The organism is Micromonospora sp. MA102, from assembly GCF_025460765.1.
GTDB classification, from domain to species: domain Bacteria; phylum Actinomycetota; class Actinomycetes; order Mycobacteriales; family Micromonosporaceae; genus Micromonospora; species Micromonospora halotolerans.
In genome coordinates this window covers 1-19,517 of the sequence record NZ_JAMWEG010000013.1, presented here as the reverse complement: position 1 = coordinate 19,517, position 19,517 = coordinate 1, and the positions used below count along the sequence as shown (strand labels likewise).

Sequence of the window (19,517 nt, the reverse complement as noted above, 5' to 3'; positions counted from 1 at the left end):
CGAGGAACGGTCAGCGGGCCATGTAGCGGTACTGCCTGGCGATGTCGCCCGCCGGGATCACGCTGTCGAGGAACATGAGGCCGTCCATGCGGCAGTCGCACGGGTTGCGTTCCAGGTTGTTCTGCGGGAAGCTTCCGCCGATCTTGATGCCGCGCGGGTCGGTGGCGCTGGTGACGTGCGGGCCGGGCCCGTTGAGCTGCCACGGGTCACCGGCGGTGGTGTAGAAGCCGTCGACCGGCTCACCGTTGCGGTAGAGCGCCATGGTGCCGCTGGTGAAGTCGTACGTGGCGGCCAGGTGCACCCACTCCCCCTTCGGCAGCAGGGTCCGCCAGTCCTCGTTCGCGGCGAAGGTCTGCGAGGCGCCGCCGTCGACGCGGCGGCCGAGGGCGACCAGGCGCAGTTCGCCGTTGACATCGATGAGTTCCAGCAGGGCGCGCACGCCGTGCCCGTCGGAGTCGCCGGTCAGCACGCCGGCCAGGCCGATGGCGTTGAAGCGGTCGGTCGGGTTGGCGGTGGTCGAGTTGAGCGCCGGGCCGTCCATCTCCCGCTTGAACCAACCCATCACCGTGGTGCCCTCGGCGCCGCTGAACGCGCGCAGCGTCCGGACGCCGCTGGCGGACCAGGTGCCGGCCTTCCAGTCGTCGTTGCCGGCGGCCTGCGGGTTGACCTGCCGGGTCTGCAGCGCGTCGCCGCTGCCCTTGTACGCCCGGTCGGGCACCCGCATGGCCGCGCCGCCGTTGACCAGCTCGATCTCGGTGCCGGACCGGCCCAGGTCCCGCTCGAGCGCGGTGTCGCCGACCACCGGGTGGTCGAAGTCGTAGAAGGCGACCAGGTGCGACCAGAGGGCGGGGTGGACGTCGTGCGGTCCGGGCCGGTCGGCCTGGGCCGGGCTCGCCGCCGCGGTCAGGGCCAGCGCCAGCAGGGCGGTGGCGGCGACGGCGGCGCGTCGAGGTCTTCTCATGGGGAGGTGCTCCCTTCGTCGGTGCGGTGGTGGCGGTGACGAAAGCGCTTACGCACCGGGCGTAAATCGGCGCCCGGATGTGGAGTCGGGGTCTGTCGGGACAGGACGGTCCGCCGCGAGGCCGGCCGGACGGCCGAGGCGGTGCCGCGCTTACGAAAGCGCTTACGTAAGCGCTTTCGTACCCTAAGCTGTGCCCTACGCCACACGCAAGAGCGCGGTGCGGATCAATGTCTGCCAGGAGTTACCCATGCCCCGACCCGGACCACGGTTGCGTCTCGTCGACGTGGCGGAACGCGCCGGCGTCTCGCTGGCGACCGCCTCCCGTGCCCTCGCCGGCCGGGAGGGCGTCAGCGAGGAGGTGGCCCGGCACGTCCGCCAGGTCTCCCTGGAACTCGGGTACGTCGCCAATCCCTACGCCCGCACCCTCGCCGGTGGCGCCAGCACCACCGTCGGCCTGATCGTCCACCAGATCGACGACCCGTACTTCTCCGAGATCGCCGGCGGCGTCCTGCAGGTCGCCGCCGAGGAGGGACTCCTGGTCCAGATCGCCCACTCCGGACGCGACCCGGAGAACGAGCTGCGCCAGTTGCGGCACCTCATCGCCCAGCAGGTCGGGATCATCCTCATCGCCGGGTCCGGCTACGACGACCCGCGCGTGGAGGCCGAGGCGCGCGCCGAACTCGCCGGCTTCCAACGCTCCGGCGGACGGGTCGCCGTCATCGGGCGGCACGCCCTGGGCGTCGACGCGGTGGTGCCGGACAACGAGGCCGGCGGCCGCGACATCGGCGCCCACCTGCTGGGCCTCGGCCACCGGCGGATCGCCGTCGCCGCCGGCACTCCGGGCCTGACCACCGTGGCCGACCGGCTCGCCGGGGTGACCGCCGCGCTCGCCGCGCACGGGCACTCCCCCGACGACCTCGCCGTCGTCCACTCCGACTTCACCCGCGACGGTGGCCGGGTGGCCACCGAGCGCATCCTGCACTACCACCCGGAGAGCACGGCCATCATCGCGCTCAACGACGCGATGGCCATCGGCGTGCTGTCCGTGCTGCGGTCGCGGCGCATCCCGGTGCCCGAGCGCATGTCGGTGGTCGGCTTCGACGACGTGTCCGTCGCCGCCGACCTGGCGCCCAGCCTCACCACGGTCCGGCTGCCCATGACCGAGATGGGGCGGATGGCGCTGACCCTCGCGCTGAAGCCGAGGTCGACCCGGCCGCGACGACGGTCCACCGGGCACACGCTGATCGTCCGCGACTCCACCGGCCCGGCACCGGCGACCGACAGCTGACCGGCCCGGCCGGTGCTGCGACACTGACGCCACGGGCGCGAGCGTGCGGAGGAGCGGTGTCATGCGGGCAACCACGGTCGTCAACCTCAAGGGCCATCGCGACGACCCGGCGTACGCCGACGTGGTCTACGTCGGGCGGGCCATGTCCCGCGGCGGCTGGCGGCTGCCGCAGTCGCCGCTGTCCAGCCCGTACCGGCCCGGCCCGGACGGCACACGGGACGAGGTGATCGAGAAGTACCGGGCGTACCTGCTCGGCCGGCCCGACCTGCTCGCGCTGCTGCCCGACCTGCGCGGGCGCCGGCTGGGCTGCTGGTGCGTGCCGGAGCGCTGCCACGCCGAGGTGATCGCCGAACTCGCCGACGCGCCGCCGGAGTCGAGGCCCGGGACATGATCCCGAGCCTCATCCTGCTCGGCCTCCTGCTCGGGCGCTGGTGGTGGCTGGCGCTGCCGGTCGCCGCCGCCGGTTGGCCCATCCTGCTGGTCACCACCGGGGCGATGGACGCCGGGCCGGGGCTGCTCGCCGCGTCCGGGCTGGCGGTGCTGAACACCGGCGCCGGCGTGGCAGTCCACCAGGTCGTTCTCCACCTCGTCCGGCGGCTGCGCCCGACAACGGACGGCCCGACACGCGGTCGGTGAACGGCCGGCCGACGGTGGTCGGCGACGCCGTCCGGTCAGCCGAGCTTCTTCCGCAGGGTCTCGAACGCCAGGTCCGGTCGCAGCGGCACGCCGAACCGCTCGTCGCCGTACGGGAACGGGCTCAGCTCGCCGGTGCGGACGTAGCCGCGCCGCTCGTACCAGGCGATCAGGTCCTCCCGCTGCGTGATCACGGTCATCCGCATCTCGCCGCTGTGCCACTGCTCCCGCGCGTGCCGCTCGGCCTCGGCCAGCAGGTCCCGGCCCAGCCCCCCGCCCTGCCGCCCCGGGGCCACCGCGAACATCCCGAAGTAGACGTGGTCGTCGCGGCGCTCCAGGTGGCAGCAGGCCACGATCTCCGTGCCGTCCTCCACCACCAGGACCGTTCCGGCCGGGCTCGACACCGCCTCGGCCACCATGTCCGGGTCGGTCCGCTGCCCCGCGAGCAGGTCGGCCTCGGTGGTCCAGCCGGCCCGGCTCCGCTCCCCGCGATAGGCCGACTCGACCAGGTCGACGAGGGCGGCCACGTCGCCGGAACGGGCGGGACGGACGGTGCGCGGGCTGGTCATCGGCGGTCTCCACGGTCACGACGGGTCACCGGGCCAGGGTACGCAGCCCGGCGGACGACGGACGATCGGCGGGGCGGCCGGGGTCCCGCCCGGCGTGGTTGACTGCCGGCATGGAGCTGCGCGTCGGTGAGCTCGACCTGCCCGCGACCCTGGACGTCCCGGCCGGGCCGCCGCGCGGCGGCGTGGTCGTGCTGCACGGCTCGCACGCCGGCGAGCGGTCCTACTTCCTGTACGAGCACCTGGCCCGGCTGCTGCCGCCGGCCGGGATCGCGGTGCTGCGCTACGACCGGCGTCCCCGCGTGGAGGGCCACGACGTGCCGCTGACCGCGCAGGCCGACGACGCAGCGGCGGCCCTGGATGTGCTGCGCGGGCACCTCGGGGATGTTCCGGTCGGGTTGTGGGGTTTCAGCCAGGGCGCGTGGGCGGCGGCCCTCACCGCCACCCGGCACCCGGTCGACTACCTCGTGCTGGTCGGGTGCAGCGGAGTCAGCCCCGCCGCGCAGATGCGCTACGGCACCGCCGAGCAGTTGCGCCGGCACGGCTACACCACGGCCGACCTGGCCGAACTGGACCGGTTGCGCGGTGTCGCGGAGGGGTTCCTACGCGGCGAGGTGCCCCGGACCACCGCCCAGGAAAAGCTGGACGCAGCCGTGCGGCGGCCCTGGTTTCCGCTGGCGCACCTGCCCCGCGAGCTGCCCGACACCCCGGGCATCTGGGTCGACATGGATTTCGACCCCGAGCCGGTCCTCGCGAAGCTGTCCGGCCCGGTGCTGCTCTGCTACGGCGAGACCGACGGTTGGACACCCATCGGGGAGAGCCTGGCCGCGTGGCGGCGCGCCGCACGCGACGCGGAGCTGACCGTAACCCGGTTGGCCGGCTGCGACCACGCGCCCACCCTCGACGGACGCGACGACCTGGCCGGCGTCAGCCCGGACTACGAACGGGTCCTGCTGGACTGGCTCGGTCGCCGGCTGCCGGAGCGCCGGGCCGTGCGGTGACGGCCCGGCGCCCGTCCGGTCAGCGCTGCTTCTGCTGGCAGGGCACGCAGAAGCGGGCGTGCGGCACCACCTCCAGGCGCTCCACCGGGATGGGCGTGGCGCACCGCTCGCACCGGCCGTAGCCGCCGTCGGCCATCCGGCGCAGCGCGTCGCCGATCTGCCCCAGGCTCTGCCGGGTGGCCGCGATCAGCGCGGCGCGGGTGTGCGCCTCGCCGGGGTCGCCGGTGTCCGCGGTGAGTTCGGTCAACCGGGCCGTCTGCGCCGCGAAGTCGTCGGTCAGCGTGGCCCGCAACCGGGTGAGCCGGTCGTCGTGCAGGTCGGTGCCCATCTGGATCCCCTTCCAGGAAAAAGAAAAAGGCCGAAGCCGGATGGCTTCGCCCTGGGTGGCCGTACGCGGATGGAAGAGATCCGGGTGGGCCACGGTCGGTGGGGATCGGGCTCGGGAGGCCGTGGATGGGCGCGACGGAACGGCTGCCCGCCGGACGGGCGGGCACGGCCTCGGGACGCCGGCGGCGGGCAGCAGTGAACGCCGCCGTGGTGACGGCGGTCGCGGACAGCCCGACCGGGTACATCCGCCCACCATAGGCGAGCCCCGACGGTTCGCCAACGACTTTGCCCACGGCTTCCGCCGCGGGCGCGCATCCTGCCGGAGCAGCCGTTCGGCCGGTCTCCGCCGCCGATCATGACCGCCCGCCGGCCGCCCGGTCGAACGGGATGTCCGGCCACCGACAGGCCCGTTCCCCGGGACCCGCGACCTGCGGTATTCGAGAGGTGACCCTCCGCCCACACCCCGACAGAGCGGAGCGCCGACGTGTGGATCACTACGGGAACAGCGCCGGAGGCCGTACCCCCGCAACGGGTCGGCTGGCGGCTGCGGCTGCTCGGCGGCTTCGCACTCGACCGGGACGGCGAGCCGGTCGCCCTGCCGGCGACCGCGCAGCGGCTGGTGGCCTTCCTGGCCGTGCGCGGCGCCTCGGACCGGGCCCGGACCGCCTGGTCGATGTGGGCGAGCAAGCCCGAGGAACGGGCCTCGGCCGACCTGCGGACGGCGCTGTGGCGGCTGCGCAAGGCCGCGCCCGGGCTGCTCACCGACTCCACCGGCGCGCTCGCGCTGACCGCCGGGGTGACGGTGGACACCGGCTGTCTCGCCGGCCGGGGCCCGGTCGACCCGGCGTTCCTGCGCCGGTACGCCGCCGACGGCTGCCCCGACCTGCTCCCCGGCTGGTACGACGACTGGGTGCTCATGCACCGGGAGCTGCTGCGGCACCGGGCGTTGCGGGCGCTGGAGGACGCCGCCGGGGCGGCGATCCGGGCCGGTGACCCGGCCGCCGGGCTGGGCTGGGCGCTGGAGGCGGTCGCCGCGGACGCGCTGCGGGAGAGCGGCCACCGGCTGGTGCTCACCGCGATGCTGGCCAACGGGAACGTCAGCGACGCGCTGCGCCACGCCGACCTGGTGGTCCGCCTGCTCGCCGAGCAGCTGGGGGTGCGGCCGTCGGCTCAGCTCATGGCGTTGATCGAGGAGGCGCGCTCCCGGTCGGCGGTGGCCGCCGGCCGGGCGCGCGGGTAGGCGTCCAGCAGCTCGCCCAGGCACGGATCGGGTTCCATGTCCAGCTCCCGGGCCAGCAGTCGGCGGTAGCTGTCCAGGCCGCGCCGGCCCTCCACCCAGTTCCCCTCGGCCAGGTGCGCCTCCAGCAGCACCCGCTGGGCGCTCTCCCGCAGCGGCTCCGCCCCGGCGGCGGTCAGCGCCACCTCGACGGCCTCGGCGCAGCGGCCCGAGGTGACGAGGTGCCGGCTCATCGCCTCCATCCCGTGCAGCACCCGCTGGCGTACCCGCTCCCGTTCGGTGAGCACCCAGTCGTCGTACCAGCCGGGGAGCAGGTCGAAGAGGACCCCGCCGGTGGGCAGCGCGGACAGGTCGGCGCCGGCCGGGCGGCCCGCGATCAGCCGGCCGGCCCAGGCGGTGACGAGGTCGATGTCGACAAGCACGCCGGGCCGGAACGCCAGGTGGTGCCGGTCCACCCCGATCAGCCCGATGTGTGCCTGGTTGAGCCGCCACAGCGCCGAGCGCAGGTTGCCGGCCGCGCGCGCGTCCGGGGCGTCCGGCCACAGGGTGGCGGCGGCGTGGCCGCGGTCGAGGCGGCGGCGGTGCAGGGCGACGTAGACGAGCAGCCGCTTGCTGCCCTCGGGCACGTCGTACCAGCGGGAACCGTGACTGACCCGGACGTCGCCGAGCAGCCGCAGCACCGGACCGGACCCGGCCGGCTGGTCCGCCACGAGGGCGTCGACGAAGTCGGCGGTCATCCGGGACCTCCCTGCGCCGCGGGCCTGGCCCCGGCAGGGTAGAACGCGGTGCGTCACCCCGGCGTCACATCGCGGCGGCCCTCACGGGGTGACGTCCCGGCCGACCAGGATGTCCAGGCGGGCCGGTTCGGTGGTGTCGTTGGTGAAGGTCAGGCTCGCCGGGTCCGCGCCGAGCAGCCGGGCCGCCCCGGCGCCGAGGAAGGCGTGTGCGCCGTCGAGCGCGATCGCCGTGCCGTCGATCTCGTACGACAGGTCGGCGCTGGGCGTGGCCGGCACGATCAGCACCATGCCCACCCGCTCGGTGCCGGCGGGCACCAGGTCCACCTGCTGGCTCTCCCCGGCCGCGATCTCGACCGAGACCTTGTCGTACGCCTCGACGTCGACGACGCCGGTGGCCGCGATCTGCGGGCCGTGGGCCACACGCACCTGGAGGCTCCAGTTGATCTTCTCGGTCATGTGCCTTCCCTGGGTCGGGCGGTGGACGTCACCGCGCTCGGTGACCGGCGAGGATCTCCACCAGTCGGCTGCGCACCACCTCGACGACCGCGTCCGGCGAGGCCACCGCCCGGCTCTCCGGCCGGCCGCCGGCCAGGTCGACGCAGCTCGTCACCAGGGCGCGGAAGCCCAGCTCGTCCGGCCCGTCCTCGAACCACACCCGGACGACCACCACCCCACCGCGGTCGGGGTCAACGGCTGTCACGGGAGCGCCTCCGGGCGGGTTGGTGCGCGGGCTCGCCCAGCGTGCGGCCTGCTCGTCACCGGCGCGTCGCCCGCCGCGTCACCGGACCACCTGCCGACCCGCGCCGGGTCCGCCGCAATCCGGCGGCTGGCTCTCAGGGCCGGCCTCGGCCCGGCGCCCGTCTCACGATGATCACTTGGCGCGTTCGCGGAGCCGGCGGACCAACGGGAGCGGGTGGAGCGTGGCGCGGTAGTTTGGCGATCATGGCCGACTGGGAGATTCGACCGGCCTCGGCGGCGGACGTCGAGGCGGCGGCCGAGTTGCGGGCCGTGGTGCTGCGGGCGGATCTGGAGCGGCTCGGGCGGTACGACGAGCAGCGGGTGCGCCAGCGACTGCGGGACGGGTTCGCGCCGGCGCACACCCGGGTGATCGAGGTGAGCGGCGCGTTCGCCGGCTGTGTGGCGCTGCGTCCGGCCGCGGACGCCCACTGGCTGGAGCACTTCTACCTCGCCCCGCACCTGCAGGGCAGCGGCATCGGTGCGGCTGTGCTGCGCGGGCTGCTGGAGCGGTGCGACCGCGCTGGCAGCCTGGTCCGGCTGCGCGTGCTGCAGGGCAGCCGGGCCCGGCGGCTGTACGAGCGGCACGGATTCACCCGTGAGACCGAGGATCCGGTGGACGTGTTCATGGTGCGCGAGCCGACCTTGGTCATGGGTGACAAATGATCATCGGGCGGGCGACGCCTGCCTGGCGAGATCCTTGCCCCGACCTGGGCGACGATCTTTGTGTTAGGTTCAGCGCCGCCGTGCTGCGAGCTGAGGAGGTGAGACCGATCAACGCTGTGACAGGTCGGGGCTCCCTCCCTCGCACGGGCTAGGGAGTGCCCGCAGAAGGCATTCCGAAAGGCTTGAACGCTATGCGCTTCACCTCTGCGACGTCGTCCGACGGCGTCTCCGAACAGCTCTTCACCCTCGGCGAGATTCCCGGCGTGCTGTGGACGCCGGAAGGTGCCGCCGGTACCCGGCCCCTCATCTTCATGGGACACGGCGGCGGCCAGCACAAGAAGGCCCCCGACATCGTGGCCCGCGCACGCCGCTTCGTGGTCGAGGGTGGTTCTGCGGTCGTGGCGGTGGATGTGCCCGCCCACGGCGACCGGCCGAAGGTCGAGGAGTACGACCGGATCGCGACCGAGAACCAGGCTCGCGTGGATGCCGGTGAGGAGTTGGCTCCGCTGATCGCTGGTTTCCAGGCGCTCGTGGCCCGCCGGACCGTACCGGAATGGCAGGCGGTCCTGGACGCGGTCCAGCAACTCGAGCACGTCGGCGCCGGCCCGGTGGGCTACTGGGGCGTGTCCCTGGGTTGCGGACTCGGCATTCCGTTCGTTGCCGCCGAGCCCCGGGTCCGCGCGGCGGTGCTGGGCCTGGGCGGGGCGCTGGCCTCAGCCGGGGCCGCCGCTCGGATCACGGTCCCGGTGGAGTTCCTGCTGCAGTGGGACGACGAGCGGGTGCCGCGGGCCCAGGGCCTGGCGCTGTTCGACGCCCTGGCCTCAGCCGAGAAGACCCTGCACGCCAACCGCGGCAAGCACGGGGACATCCCGGCCTTCGAACTGGACAGCACGCTCCGGTTCTTCGCCCGACACCTCGTCTGACACCACCGCCGACGGCCAGGAGCTGCCCGCCGGTCGCGGCGCGGACGGTGCCGGTAGCCACCCGCCCCGGCCGACACGGCCGGGTGACGGCGCGGTGACGGGCGGGCGGCACAGTCGCGCCAGCGGCGTACGGCACGCCTGCGGAGTCGAGGAGTCGTCATGGCGGCAACGCTCAGCCATCCCGGGGTGTACATCCAGGAGATACCCGGCGGCAGTCGCACCATCACCGGCGTCGCCACGGCCGTGGCCGCGTTCGTCGGGCGGGCGCTGCGCGGGCCGGTCGACGTGCCGGTGGCCATCTCCTCGTACGCGGAGTTCGAGCGCACCTTCGGCGGCCTGTGGCGGGACAGCGGCCTCGGCTACGCCGTGCGCGACTTCTACCTCAACGGCGGCAACCAGGCGGTGATCGTCCGGCTGGCCCGCGACGCCACCACCGCGCAGCTCGACCTCAACGGGGCGCTGACCCTCGAAGCGGTGGGGCCGGGCGGCTGGGGCAACGGGCTGCACGCCGAGGTGACCCACGCCAGCGGCGAGGAGGCCACCACGGTCGCCGACCAGCAGGGGGTGGACGCCGACGAACTGTTCCACCTGACCGTGCGGGAGGGCCCGGCGGAGAACCCGGTGCTGATCGAGACGTACCCGAACGTGACCCTGGTGGACGGGCCGCGCCGGGTGGACACCGTGCTGGTCGCGTCCCGGCTGGTCCGGGTCGGCGCGGCGCCGGCGCTGCCCGGCACCGGCCGGCCCGACGCGGGCGGCTACGACGTGGACACCGCCGACCCGGCCGCCACCGGCATCGACGGCAGCCACCTGACCGCCGCGGAGTACACCGACGGCGGCGCGCTGGAGGGCACCAAGCAGGGCATCTACGCGCTGCGCGACGCCGACCTGTTCACCCTGCTCTGCCTGCCGCCGTCGGTGCCCGACCAGGCCCTCGACGACTCCGTGTGGGCCGACGCGCTGGACTTCTGCGTACGCCAGCGGGCCTTCCTGCTGGTCGACCCGCCGCCCACCGAGACCGCGGACACGATCCGGACCTGGGTCGGCGCGCGGGGGCTGACCGCCAACGGCCGCAACGGCGCGCTCTACTTTCCCCGGGTGCGCCGGCCCGACCCGCTGCGCGACGGCGCGGTGCGCGAGTTCGCGCCGTGCGGCGCGGTCGCCGGGGTGATGGCCCGCACCGACGCGGCGCGCGGGGTGTGGAAGGCGCCCGCCGGGGTGGAGGCGGCCCTCGCGGGGGTGACCGGACCGGCGCTCGCGCTGACCGACGGCGAGAACGGCGCCCTCAACCCGTACGCGGTGAACTGCCTGCGCACCTTCCGGGCCACCGGGACGCTGGTCTGGGGCGCGCGGACGCTGCGCGGCGCGGACCTGCTCGCCGACGAGTACCGGTACGTGCCGGTGCGGCGGCTGGCGCTCTTCCTGGAGGAGACGCTGGTGCGCGCCACCCAGTGGGTGGTGTTCGAGCCCAACGACGAGCCGCTGTGGGCGCAGGTCCGGGCCTCGATCGGCGGGTTCCTCCAGGACCTGTTCCGGCAGGGCGCCTTCCAGGGTCGCACCCCGCGGGAGGCGTACTTCGTCAAGTGCGACAGCGAGACCACCACGCAGTACGACATCGACCGGGGGGTGCTGAACATCCTGGTCGGCTTCGCGGCCGTCAAGCCGGCCGAGTTCGTGGTGATCGGCATCCAGCAGCGGACCGCGGCCGCGGCGACCTAGGAGGGGCGGGCATGGCCGAGTTCACGGTCAACGCGCAGCGCTTCGACCCGTACAAGAACTTCAAGTTCCGGGCGAAGTGGGACGGGCGATACGTCGCCGGGATCAGCAAGATCGGCACGCTGAAGCGGAGCACCGAGGTGGTCACCCACCGGCACGGCGGCGACCCGAGCAGCAGCCGCAAGTCGCCGGGGCGCACCGAGTACGACGCCATCATGCTGGAGCGTGGCGTCACCCACGACCCGGACTTCGAGCAGTGGGCCAACAAGGTGTGGAACTACGGCTCCGGGCTGGGCGCGGAAACCTCCCTGGCGGACTTCCGCAAGGACATCATCATCGAGATGTACAACGAGGCCGGGCAGCTGGTCATCGCGTACAAGGTCTACCGGTGCTGGGTGTCCGAGTGGGTGGCGCTGCCCGAACTGGACGCCAACGCCAACGCCGTGGCCATCCAGAGCATCAAGCTGGAGAACGAGGGCTGGGAACGCGACTACACGGTGGCCGAGCCCGCCGAGCCGTCCTTCGTCGAACCCTGACCGCGATGACCACGCTGGACGACCCTGGCCGGCTGCTGGCGGTCTGGGAGGCCGCCGCGACCGCCCCGCCGGCCGCCCGCGGCCCGGTGCTGCTGCACGCCGCCGGGCTTCTCCCCGACCTCGACGCCGCCCTGGACCTGCCGGTCGGGACGGTCGCCGCGCTCGCCGCCCGGCTGAGCGTCGACAGCTTCGGCGACCCGGTCGACGCCGTGCTCACCTGTGGCTGCGGCGAGGTCCTCGACGTGGCCCTACCGCTGGAGCCGGTCGCCGGGCTGCCCGCCGGGGACACCGGGACGGTCGCCGGCGGCGCGCTGCGGGTCCGCGCCCCCACCGCACGGGACCTGCTGGCCGCCGGGCGGTCCGACGACCCGCTGGGCGCCCTGCTGTCCCGCTGCGTCCGGGACACGGCCGGCCGGCCCGTCGCACCCGCAGAGCTGACCGCCGGTCAGCGCCGGGCCGTCGACGCCGCCGCCGAGGAGCTGGCCGGGGCGGCGGCCGTGGTGCTGCGGACCTGCTGCCTCGGCTGCGGGGGGACCGTGGTCGCCGCGCTGGACGTGGCCGAGCTGCTCTGGGAGCGGGTCGCCGGCCGCGCCCCGGCCGTGCTGGCCGAGGTGGCCACCCTGGCCGTCGCCTACGGCTGGGCCGAGGCCGACATCCTCGCCCTGCCGGCCGGACGGCGGCGCGCGTACCTGGCCCTGGCGGCGGGGCGGGCGGCGTGAGCGGCGACGGTGGGTTCTTCGCCCGGATGGCGCAGCGCGCCGCCGGCCGGGAACCGCTGGTCCGGCTGCGCGCTCCGCAGCCGTTCGAGGTCGCGTTGCCCGACCCGCCCGTCGACGTGCCGGCCGACGTGGCCGCGTCGCGGCCGGATTCGACCGCGCCGAGGCCGGCCCCGGGCATCCCCGAGCGGCCGGCCGCGCCGCTCCTCCCGCCCGCCGACCGGAGGGCACCAGCGCGGGCGGCGGCCGTTGTCACGGACCGGTCGGACGCCGACCGGACGCCACCGGCCACGCCACCCGAGGCCGACCCGGCCGCCCCGGACCCGACCGCCACGCCTGCCGAGCCGGCCGGACCGGCAGGCCGCGAGCCGGATACCGCCGTCCCGACCACCGCCGCTCCCCCGACGGTCACCCGACCAGCCGACACCGACCTGCCACCCGACGCCGCTCGGCCGGCCGCCGCCGTCCCGCCTCCGCCGCCGGCCCCGGCGCACGCCGCGCGCCGGCCCGCCCCCGCCCCGGTACGCGCCGCCGCGCCGGATCTCGCCCGGCTGCTGCGGGAACGCCTCGGACCCGCGCTGATCGCCCGCCGCGCCGTGGAACCCGGGGAGCGCCTCGTCTTCGTCGACCGGCCGAACCGGGCCGGCACGCCGCCCCGGCCCGGCACCGCCGAGGTGCGCACCGGCCCGATCCGCCCCGCACCCACCCCGCCCGGGGAGCCTCCGCCGGCCGGCGACGTGCACCTGCACATCGACCGGGTGGTGGTCACCCGCGCGCCCGCACCGCCACCGCCTCCGCCGCCCGGCCCGCCGCCGTCCACCGTGGACCATGCCGCCTACCTCGCCCGCCGCCGGGAGGACCGATGAGCAACGGGCTCGCCATCGCCGCGGTCACCTCGACCCTGCGGTACGTGCTCGAACGGGCCCTCGACGCCACCCACCCCGGACCGGTCGGCGGCGCCACCGTCACCACCCTGCGCCCCAACCAGCTCTCCGACACCACGCTGGTCTCCACGCCCGGCATCAACATCTACCTGTACGACGTGCGCCCCAACCACGCCTGGAACCTCACCGACCTGCCCACCCGCAGCCGCGACGGCGGCTTCACCCGCCGGCCGGTCGCCGCGCTCGACCTGTACTACCTGCTCACCTGCTACGGGGAGGCGGAATCCCTCGACGCGCAGCGACTGCTCGGCCGGGCCGTGCTCGCCCTCGCGGTCACCCCGACGCTCACCCGGGACCTGGTCACCGCCGCGATCGACCTGTACGCCGACGACGTGCCGACCGCGTTCCTCGCCGAGTCCGACCTGGCCGACCAGGTGGAGCGGGTCAAGGTCGCCCCGTACACGCTGTCGGTGGAGGAGATGTCCAAGCTGTGGGCCACCTTCGCCACCCCGCACCAGCTCTCCCAGACGTACGTGGCGACGGCCGCGCTGGTCGAGGCGGACGTCACCCCGCGCCGGGCCCTGCCGGTGCGGCAGCGGACCGTCACCGTTCTGCCGGGCGGCCCCACCGTGTTGACCGCCCTGGTCACCGACCCGCCAGGCGGGACCGCCGCCACCGGCGACCGGATCGAGCTGCGCGGCGCCGGGCTGCGCGGCCGGCCCGGGCAGACCACCCGGGTCCACGTCGGACCGGCCGTCCTCACCCCGGAGCCGGGCGGCACCGACACCACCCTGGCCGTCACCCTCGACGGCACCGTGCCGGCCGGGCTGCACGGCGTCCGGGTCGCACACGTCACGCCGGCCGCCGGCGGCGCGCCCGCCCGGGTCACCGCCGGCTCCAACGCGCTGCCGCTGCTGGTCCGCCCCACCGCGTCGGTGGTGGACGGCCCGCCCGACATCGTGCTCGGCGTCGACCCGCCGCTGGTGGCCCGACAGCGCGCCACGGTCCTGCTCACCCGGCTCACCCCCGGCCCGGCCGGCGAACCGGACGCGCTGGCCGTCCGGCTCGCCCCGCTCGCCCCGGACGCCGCCCCGCAGGACCGGCTCGCCGTCGCCGCCGGGGACGTGCCCACCGGCGACTGGTTGGTCCGGGTGCAGGTCGACGGCGTCGACAGCCTGCCCGACCTGGTCGGAGAGGTTTACGGCGCGCCCGCCCTGACCGTGCCGTGACGGCCGCCGACCGCCGGGCCCGCCCGGCCGGCCCGCCCGCCGTGCCGTGGGACGAGGCGAACCGGCTGGCGCTCGTGGCCGAGTTGGACGTGCTGCGGGTGCGGCTCGTCGCGTACCCGGGGGAACCCGACCCGGCGGACCTCGCCGCGGCCTCGGGGCGGCTGGCGGCGGCCCGCGCGCTGCTCGACCGGCCCACGGCGCTCGACGCGCTCGCCGCCGCACTGCGGCTCACCGGCTTCGAACGGGCGGTGCTGCTGCTGGCCACCGGCCCGGAGCTGGCCGGCGAGGTGGCCGACGAACTCACCGCCGCCCACGGGCAGCCCCGGCCCACCTTCGGCCTCGCCCTGGCCGCACTGCCCGGCCCGCACTGGAGCGCGCTCACCCCGGACGGGCCGCTGCGCCGGTGGGACCTTGTGCGACTGCTCGACCCGGACACCCCCACCGGCAGCCCGCTGGTCACCGAGGAACGCGTGCTGCACCACCTCATGGGCGTGCGCTACCTGGAGCCCGACCTCGCCGCCGTGGCCCGGCCCGTCACGCCGCCCGCCGCGCTGCCGCCCGCATTCGCCTCCGTCGCCGCGACCATCCGCACCGTCTGGGAGCACGGCCGCCCCGCCGTGCTCCAGGGCCCGCAGCCGGCCAACCTGCCGGTGCTCGCGGCCGCCGCGGCCGACGCCGCCGGCCGCGAGCTGCGGCTGGTCGCCGTGGCCGACCTGCCCTCCGCCGTACGCGACCGGGACCGGCTGCTGCGCCTCGTCGGGCGGGAGAGCCTGCTCGCGCCGGCCGCCTGGGCGTTCGACGCCGACGGGGCGCGCCCCGAGGACGCCCGCGCCCTGATCCGCGCGCTCGGCACGCTGCCCGCCCCGGTCGCCGTGCTCGGCGCCGTGGACACCGTGCTGGCCGACGGCGTGCTGGTCGGCGTACCCCGGTTGCCCATCGCGGAACGGGCGGCGGCGCTGGACGCCGCGCTCGACCGGCACCTGGCCGACCGGGCGGCGGGCGAGGCGGCCGCGGTGGCCGGGGTGTTCGACCTGGCCCTGCCCGACCTCGAATTGGCCGCCGGGGACGCCGCCGCCGGCACGCCGCTGTGGCAGGCGTGCCGGGCCCGCTCGCGCAGCCGCTACGGCGGGCAGGCCCGGGTGGTGCGGCCCCGCGCCGGCTGGGCCGACCTGGTGCTGCCCGACACCCACGTGGCGCAGCTGCGGTCGCTGGTCGCCGCCGTGCACCACCGGACCCGGGTGCTGCACGACTGGGGGTTCGCGGAGCGGACCAGCCGCGGCCTGGGCACTGCGGCCCTGTTCGCCGGGCCCAGCGGCACCGGCAAGACCCTCGCCGCCGAGGTGATCGCCCAGGAGCTGGGCCTGGACCTGGTGGTGGTCGACCTCAGCCAGGTGGTCAGCAAGTTCATCGGCGAGACGGAGAAGAACCTCAGCCGGGTCTTCGACGCCGCCGAGGACGGCGCGGCCGTGCTGCTCTTCGACGAGGCGGACACCCTGTTCGGCAAGCGCACCGAGGTGCGCGACAGCCACGACCGGTACGCCAACCTGGAGGTCGGTTACATGCTCCAGCGGATGGAGTCGTTCACCGGGCTGGCCATCCTCACCACCAACGCCCGGTCCGTGCTGGACCAGGCGTTCCTGCGCCGGCTGCGGATCGTGGTGACGTTCCCCTACCCGGACCGGGCGGCCCGGGAGACCCTGTGGCGGCGGGCGTTCCCGACCGGTGTGCCGGCCGACGTCGACCCGGAGCGGCTGGCCGCCGTGGACCTGCCCGGGGGCGGGATCGCCGCTGCGGCGTTGACCGCCGCGTACCTGGGGGCGGACGGGGATCGGATCACCGGCGAGCAGGTCGCCACGGCGACCCGGTGGGAACTGGCCAAGAACGGCCGGTCTCTGGGCGGCCGCTGACTGCTTGTTCGCGGTTCGGGTCCCCGGCGGGCGCTCCTGACGGAGGAGGTGCTCCTCCAGGCCGGATCGCTCTCCCTGGTACAGCGACCGGGTTCGACGGGACCATGCGGCTGGCGGGCTGGCCATACCGTCGGGCGCGGTTGCGCCTGAGGAGGGACCGATGCGGACACACGACGAGCAGCGATTTGTCGCGCTCGGCGCGCCGCTGCGCGAGTTCGCCGTGTCTCAGGGCGAACCGGAGGAGCCGCCGGCCGAGGTGCTCGCCAGGCAACTCGAGCGTTTGCGACCGGGTGACCCGTTCGAGGGAGCAGAGGTCGTTGCGGCCTGGCGTCGGGCCACGGAGAGCTCGCGTGCCTACCGGCACCGCGACACGGGCACCGGCCACCTCCTGCTCGCGCTCGTCGAAGACGACGCCCGCGAGACCGCCTCGCTGCTCGGGGTCACGGTCGCGAAGCAGCTGGTGGTGCAGAGATGAACCACGTCGAGTCCAACTCAGGAGCAACCGGCAGCGCCCCGTCAGCTGACGGTGAGGGCGTCGGATGTTGGCCACGCGCCGCCGGCTGGCATTTCCAGCTGTTCCACGAGCGCTTGCCGCCACTCCGGCGCGGTGAACGGCTCGCCCCAGTAGTCGGTAACCCGGACCGCCTCGCCGTCGCGCAGCTCAGCGATCGAGACGTTGCGGTAGACCCGGCCGTCGCCGTAGTCGTTGCTCCACTCGACGACCAGCGTGTTTCGGCAGGCGTGTCGCCGCCCGACGGCGAGCCGCAGGCCGACGAAGTGCGACTCCACCTCCGCTATCCGTGCTCGACCACGGATCAGCTCACCGGACTGCGGCCACTGGCGTACCACATCCTCGGCGAGCGGTACGCCGAGGATCCGCTCAAGCCGTGTACTTGCGTCGCTCTCCACCTCTGGAACCTTACTGACAAGTCGGATGCATTCAGGCGGACTTCCACAGTTGGGACAGGGTGGCAAGAGCAATGGAGTGCGCGGAAACAGAGCCGCAGCAGGCGATGCGAGCCCGAACTGTGCCAGTTGACGTCCCACGCAACCCCCGAGCGGCCGCTCTGCCATGAGCTACGGACCACAGGGTGCCGCGTCAGCAGAAAGTCAGCGAACGCAGTGCTGGGCGACCGACTCCAATGGTCACAGCCGGCATGACCGGAAGGTAGGACCACAGGGGACGACACCCGCTGACGCTGGCCGGCAACGCCGATCAGGCTCCCCCCGACGGGGGTCATGAACGATGGGTCGAAATGCGCCCGAGCTGACGAGATGCCCTTGCGGCGTGTCACCACTGCTCATCGAGGGCTGCGATCTGCTTGCGGAGGGTTCGGGTATCCTTCGGCGGCAGGGCCGCAACGGCGACGTCCAGGATCCAGCGCAGCTCGGGCGGGTTCGGACAGCACTCTATTACCCCACAGCCGGTGGTCGGGTCCCACAAGCGATGCCAGGGGTGGCGCACGGACCATGACCAGGTCCGCAGTGCATCAGAAACGGCTTGGTTCCAGAGGCGGGTGCGTTCGAGGTAGGCGATGGCTTTCAAGCCCCGGACGGAGAGCCCGGGGATGACAGAGGTTGACCCGTCAAGCGGTCGCCGGTAGATGGAGTCGGCACGCAGTTGTGCGGGTGGCCTACGCGGCATTGCCCTTTCGTGGAGTCGACATGCCGATCATCGTTGCACACCCGCGTTCGGCGCACCTGCGCCGACGGCATGCGTGCGTGGGGACAGGACCATGACGACTCCTACACACCGGGTCGAAGCCCAGGGAGAGCCAGAGGCGGGGGTCGGCCTGGGTCGCCGGCGGAGCGGCTGTCGACAGCAACGCCGCCGGGCGGCGGCACGCTGACGAGCGCTGGCACGGACGAAGCTCCGGGCGTGCAGTCGGTGCCGGACGGGTGTGGACGCGATGCACAGAGCTTGCAAGCGAGATGTCCGGGCGGTTTCAGTCCGTGCAGCTATGGTCGGTAGGAGGACATCCGCCCAGGTGCGGCTGGGTTGGGTGCCCGGGGGAACAGTCGCCATGAGATCACGTTGGAGATGGCGACTCCGGTGAGTACGGCGGTGGTCGCGACGGCGACCAGGACCGGGGAGAGCGGGAGCGTTACGGGTGCCAGTGCGGCAAGCGCTAGCAGTCCGATCGGTCGGGACCAGGAGACGTGGCTGAAGGTCACGTAGTCGAGCAGGGCCCGCCCAAGCAGGAATACCGCAGGACCGCCGAAGATGACCAAGACCCAGGGTCGCTCGGTGTGGCCGAGCGGGTGCGAGATGATCAGTTCGTCGCCGACGGCGCTGAGGCCGACGCCGGTGACCATGATGAGGTGCGCGTACGACGCCAGTCTGCCGACGTATGCCGGCGACTGTGCCGAGGCGATGGCGACGGCAAGCAATTCACCGGCACGGTAGAAGTAGATCTGCCACAGCAGAACGGTGATGGCGAATGACACCAGCAGCGCCGCGGCTCGGTCCCGCTCAAGGCCATATGGGCTGATCTGGATGCCGGAAATCAGGATCGTCTCGCCCAACGCGATGATGAGGAGCTGGCGGTAGCGCTCCGTGAGATGGTCTTCTTGGATCGGATGGGCTCGAAACCCGGCCCGGCCGAGTCGCGGCGTGGGGTAGTCGAAGATGCCGGCGATGTAGTCCAGGCCGACGGCGACGCTCCACAAGGCCACGCGCGCTCCGCTCGGTGTGAAGGCGCCAGCGATCCACGGGACCGCTGAGATGAGGGCCCAGAAGAGGTTCCGGACGCTGACCAGGCGAACCTCTTTGTTTGTGCCGATCAGAATGATCCAGAGCGGGCGCACTATCTGGATCGCGACGTAGACCCCCGCGAAGAGCAAACCGCTGTCGTCGTAGGCCCCGGGCACGGCGATGGCCATCAGCAGGCTGCCGAGCGTGGTGCCGATGACCAATACCTGGATCGCTGGCCGAGTCGAGTCGTACCTGTTGGTGGCCCACACCAGCCGGTACCAGACCCACCACAGCGCCAGCGTCAGCACAAACGTCGCGTAGGCGCTTCGCCAATTGAGTTCCGAGACCATCCGGTCGGATAGCCGAGTGAACGCGAACACGAAAACCACGTCGAACAGCAGTTCCACAAAGCCGGCCCGCTGGGACTGCCTGTACGTCCCCGGCTGCTCACCCGCCCCGCTCTCCACGGCCATGGGGGTGACGCTACTTTTGATCGCTTCAGGCGGAATGCCGAATGCGTGTCCGCTGCAGGGTCGACAGACATCCCATGAGCTTTGGGTGTCAAGCAGCGGTCTTTTGACCATGCTCTTCGCGGTGTTGCCAGGCGGTGGTTTCGTCGTAGGCGGTGCGGGTTTTGAGGCAGCCGTGGAGGATGCCGACGAGGCGGTTGCCGAGTTGGCGTAGCGCGGCGTGGTGGCTGATGCCTCGGTGGCGTTGCTGGTCGTAGTAGGCGCGAGCGCCGGGGGAGGCGATGAGGGCG

Annotated in this window: 22 protein-coding genes and 1 pseudogene; 14 read left to right on the top strand and 9 right to left on the bottom strand. The window is 73.9% G+C overall.

Annotated elements, in window-relative coordinates; all coding sequences use genetic code 11:
* Nucleotides 1–10: 10 nt before the first annotated feature.
* Nucleotides 11–961 (bottom strand): LamG domain-containing protein, encoded by a 951-nt coding sequence (locus tag NFX44_RS23500; RefSeq protein WP_262285754.1) that lies wholly within the window; start codon nt 959–961, stop codon nt 11–13.
* Between the two features lie 247 nt (nt 962–1,208).
* Here NFX44_RS23500 and NFX44_RS23495 point away from each other — a divergent pair, with 247 nt between their 5' ends.
* The 3 genes from NFX44_RS23495 (at nt 1,209) to NFX44_RS23485 (ending at nt 2,885) form a co-directional block, all read left to right on the top strand.
* Nucleotides 1,209–2,249, top strand: coding sequence for a LacI family DNA-binding transcriptional regulator (locus NFX44_RS23495; RefSeq protein ID WP_262285753.1), 1,041 nt, complete (start codon nt 1,209–1,211; stop codon nt 2,247–2,249).
* Nucleotides 2,250–2,310: 61 nt separating this feature from the next.
* Entirely contained in the window at nt 2,311–2,640 is a 330-nt protein-coding gene (locus tag NFX44_RS23490) for a DUF4326 domain-containing protein (RefSeq protein ID WP_262285752.1), read from the top strand.
* A complete protein-coding gene (locus NFX44_RS23485) occupies nt 2,637–2,885 on the top strand; it encodes a hypothetical protein (protein WP_262285751.1) in 249 nt (82 codons plus the stop codon). The genes NFX44_RS23490 and NFX44_RS23485 overlap by 4 nt, the downstream gene beginning before the upstream one ends.
* Nucleotides 2,886–2,920: 35 nt before the next feature.
* Here the strand turns inward: NFX44_RS23485 and NFX44_RS23480 are convergent, their stop codons facing one another.
* Nucleotides 2,921–3,451 carry a GNAT family N-acetyltransferase gene (locus NFX44_RS23480; protein ID WP_262285750.1) on the bottom strand — a complete coding sequence of 177 codons (531 nt, stop codon included), beginning with the start codon at nt 3,449–3,451 and terminating at the stop codon, nt 2,921–2,923.
* A 110-nt stretch (nt 3,452–3,561) separates the two neighbouring features.
* Between NFX44_RS23480 and NFX44_RS23475 the strand changes: the two genes are divergently transcribed.
* Nucleotides 3,562–4,449 carry a S9 family peptidase gene (locus tag NFX44_RS23475; RefSeq protein WP_262285749.1) on the top strand — a complete coding sequence of 296 codons (888 nt, stop codon included), beginning with the start codon at nt 3,562–3,564 and terminating at the stop codon, nt 4,447–4,449.
* A 19-nt stretch (nt 4,450–4,468) separates the two neighbouring features.
* Here NFX44_RS23475 and NFX44_RS23470 read toward each other — a convergent pair whose 3' ends face one another.
* Nucleotides 4,469–4,777, bottom strand: a complete 309-nt coding sequence (locus tag NFX44_RS23470) for a TraR/DksA C4-type zinc finger protein (RefSeq protein WP_262285748.1) — start codon at nt 4,775–4,777, stop codon at nt 4,469–4,471.
* Between the two features lie 483 nt (nt 4,778–5,260).
* On the opposite strand from NFX44_RS23470, the gene NFX44_RS23465 reads away from it, so the two are divergent.
* Nucleotides 5,261–6,016, top strand: a complete 756-nt coding sequence (locus NFX44_RS23465) for a BTAD domain-containing putative transcriptional regulator (RefSeq protein ID WP_262285747.1) — start codon at nt 5,261–5,263, stop codon at nt 6,014–6,016.
* On the opposite strand, the gene NFX44_RS23460 is transcribed toward NFX44_RS23465, so the two are convergent.
* From NFX44_RS23460 to NFX44_RS23450, 3 genes are all read right to left on the bottom strand, one after another.
* Complete coding sequence (locus NFX44_RS23460) at nt 5,947–6,750, bottom strand: BTAD domain-containing putative transcriptional regulator (RefSeq protein WP_262285746.1); 804 nt, start codon at nt 6,748–6,750, stop codon at nt 5,947–5,949. The genes NFX44_RS23465 and NFX44_RS23460 overlap by 70 nt on opposite strands.
* A gap of 81 nt (nt 6,751–6,831) precedes the next feature.
* Complete coding sequence (locus NFX44_RS23455; protein ID WP_262285745.1) at nt 6,832–7,206, bottom strand: hypothetical protein; 375 nt, start codon at nt 7,204–7,206, stop codon at nt 6,832–6,834.
* Nucleotides 7,207–7,234: 28 nt separating this feature from the next.
* On the bottom strand, nt 7,235–7,450 hold the full coding sequence (locus NFX44_RS23450; RefSeq protein WP_262285744.1) for a hypothetical protein: 216 nt from the start codon (nt 7,448–7,450) through the stop codon (nt 7,235–7,237).
* Between the two features lie 242 nt (nt 7,451–7,692).
* Here NFX44_RS23450 and NFX44_RS23445 point away from each other — a divergent pair, with 242 nt between their 5' ends.
* The 9 genes from NFX44_RS23445 (at nt 7,693) to NFX44_RS23405 (ending at nt 16,537) form a co-directional block, all read left to right on the top strand.
* Nucleotides 7,693–8,151, top strand: a complete 459-nt coding sequence (locus NFX44_RS23445; protein WP_262285743.1) for a GNAT family N-acetyltransferase — start codon at nt 7,693–7,695, stop codon at nt 8,149–8,151.
* Nucleotides 8,152–8,306: 155 nt separating this feature from the next.
* Entirely contained in the window at nt 8,307–9,074 is a 768-nt protein-coding gene (locus tag NFX44_RS23440) for an alpha/beta hydrolase (RefSeq protein ID WP_262285742.1), read from the top strand.
* Nucleotides 9,075–9,233: 159 nt separating this feature from the next.
* Nucleotides 9,234–10,793: a phage tail sheath subtilisin-like domain-containing protein gene (locus NFX44_RS23435; RefSeq protein ID WP_262285741.1), complete on the top strand. Its 1,560-nt coding sequence runs from the start codon at nt 9,234–9,236 to the stop codon at nt 10,791–10,793.
* Nucleotides 10,794–10,804: 11 nt separating this feature from the next.
* Complete coding sequence (locus NFX44_RS23430) at nt 10,805–11,326, top strand: phage tail protein (protein ID WP_262285740.1); 522 nt, start codon at nt 10,805–10,807, stop codon at nt 11,324–11,326.
* 5 nt (nt 11,327–11,331) lie between these two features.
* The gene (locus NFX44_RS23425) at nt 11,332–12,045 is read left to right on the top strand and encodes a hypothetical protein (RefSeq protein WP_262285739.1); all 714 of its coding nucleotides are present in this window, start codon (nt 11,332–11,334) and stop codon (nt 12,043–12,045) included.
* On the top strand, nt 12,042–12,908 hold the full coding sequence (locus NFX44_RS23420; RefSeq protein ID WP_262285738.1) for a hypothetical protein: 867 nt from the start codon (nt 12,042–12,044) through the stop codon (nt 12,906–12,908). Before NFX44_RS23425 ends, NFX44_RS23420 begins: the two co-directional genes overlap by 4 nt.
* Complete coding sequence (locus NFX44_RS23415) at nt 12,905–14,155, top strand: DUF4255 domain-containing protein (protein ID WP_262285737.1); 1,251 nt, start codon at nt 12,905–12,907, stop codon at nt 14,153–14,155. Before NFX44_RS23420 ends, NFX44_RS23415 begins: the two co-directional genes overlap by 4 nt.
* Nucleotides 14,152–16,062 (top strand): ATP-binding protein, encoded by a 1,911-nt coding sequence (locus NFX44_RS23410; RefSeq protein ID WP_262285736.1) that lies wholly within the window; start codon nt 14,152–14,154, stop codon nt 16,060–16,062. Before NFX44_RS23415 ends, NFX44_RS23410 begins: the two co-directional genes overlap by 4 nt.
* Nucleotides 16,063–16,222: 160 nt before the next feature.
* Nucleotides 16,223–16,537 (top strand): Clp protease N-terminal domain-containing protein, encoded by a 315-nt coding sequence (locus NFX44_RS23405; protein WP_262285735.1) that lies wholly within the window; start codon nt 16,223–16,225, stop codon nt 16,535–16,537.
* 41 nt (nt 16,538–16,578) lie between these two features.
* Here NFX44_RS23405 and NFX44_RS23400 read toward each other — a convergent pair whose 3' ends face one another.
* The 3 genes and pseudogenes from NFX44_RS23400 to NFX44_RS23390 form a co-directional block, all read right to left on the bottom strand.
* Nucleotides 16,579–16,971 carry a nuclear transport factor 2 family protein gene (locus NFX44_RS23400; protein ID WP_262285734.1) on the bottom strand — a complete coding sequence of 131 codons (393 nt, stop codon included), beginning with the start codon at nt 16,969–16,971 and terminating at the stop codon, nt 16,579–16,581.
* A gap of 1,050 nt (nt 16,972–18,021) precedes the next feature.
* A complete protein-coding gene (locus NFX44_RS23395; RefSeq protein WP_262285733.1) occupies nt 18,022–19,230 on the bottom strand; it encodes a low temperature requirement protein A in 1,209 nt (402 codons plus the stop codon).
* Nucleotides 19,231–19,318: 88 nt separating this feature from the next.
* A pseudogene (locus tag NFX44_RS23390) lies at nt 19,319–19,517 on the bottom strand (IS110 family transposase); the annotation flags it as partial.

Coding starts and splice junctions, on each gene's coding strand:
- NFX44_RS23405 (WP_262285735.1), top strand. CDS start 16,223: ATGCGGACACACGACGAGCAGCGATTTGTCGCGCTCGGCGCGCCGCTG.
- NFX44_RS23485 (WP_262285751.1), top strand. CDS start 2,637: ATGATCCCGAGCCTCATCCTGCTCGGCCTCCTGCTCGGGCGCTGGTGG.
- NFX44_RS23500 (WP_262285754.1), bottom strand. CDS start 961: ATGAGAAGACCTCGACGCGCCGCCGTCGCCGCCACCGCCCTGCTGGCG.
- NFX44_RS23490 (WP_262285752.1), top strand. CDS start 2,311: ATGCGGGCAACCACGGTCGTCAACCTCAAGGGCCATCGCGACGACCCG.
- NFX44_RS23475 (WP_262285749.1), top strand. CDS start 3,562: ATGGAGCTGCGCGTCGGTGAGCTCGACCTGCCCGCGACCCTGGACGTC.
- NFX44_RS23455 (WP_262285745.1), bottom strand. CDS start 7,206: ATGACCGAGAAGATCAACTGGAGCCTCCAGGTGCGTGTGGCCCACGGC.
- NFX44_RS23470 (WP_262285748.1), bottom strand. CDS start 4,777: ATGGGCACCGACCTGCACGACGACCGGCTCACCCGGTTGCGGGCCACG.
- NFX44_RS23460 (WP_262285746.1), bottom strand. CDS start 6,750: ATGACCGCCGACTTCGTCGACGCCCTCGTGGCGGACCAGCCGGCCGGG.
- NFX44_RS23425 (WP_262285739.1), top strand. CDS start 11,332: ATGACCACGCTGGACGACCCTGGCCGGCTGCTGGCGGTCTGGGAGGCC.
- NFX44_RS23395 (WP_262285733.1), bottom strand. CDS start 19,230: ATGGCCGTGGAGAGCGGGGCGGGTGAGCAGCCGGGGACGTACAGGCAG.
- NFX44_RS23445 (WP_262285743.1), top strand. CDS start 7,693: ATGGCCGACTGGGAGATTCGACCGGCCTCGGCGGCGGACGTCGAGGCG.
- NFX44_RS23480 (WP_262285750.1), bottom strand. CDS start 3,451: ATGACCAGCCCGCGCACCGTCCGTCCCGCCCGTTCCGGCGACGTGGCC.
- NFX44_RS23430 (WP_262285740.1), top strand. CDS start 10,805: ATGGCCGAGTTCACGGTCAACGCGCAGCGCTTCGACCCGTACAAGAAC.
- NFX44_RS23435 (WP_262285741.1), top strand. CDS start 9,234: ATGGCGGCAACGCTCAGCCATCCCGGGGTGTACATCCAGGAGATACCC.
- NFX44_RS23415 (WP_262285737.1), top strand. CDS start 12,905: ATGAGCAACGGGCTCGCCATCGCCGCGGTCACCTCGACCCTGCGGTAC.
- NFX44_RS23495 (WP_262285753.1), top strand. CDS start 1,209: ATGCCCCGACCCGGACCACGGTTGCGTCTCGTCGACGTGGCGGAACGC.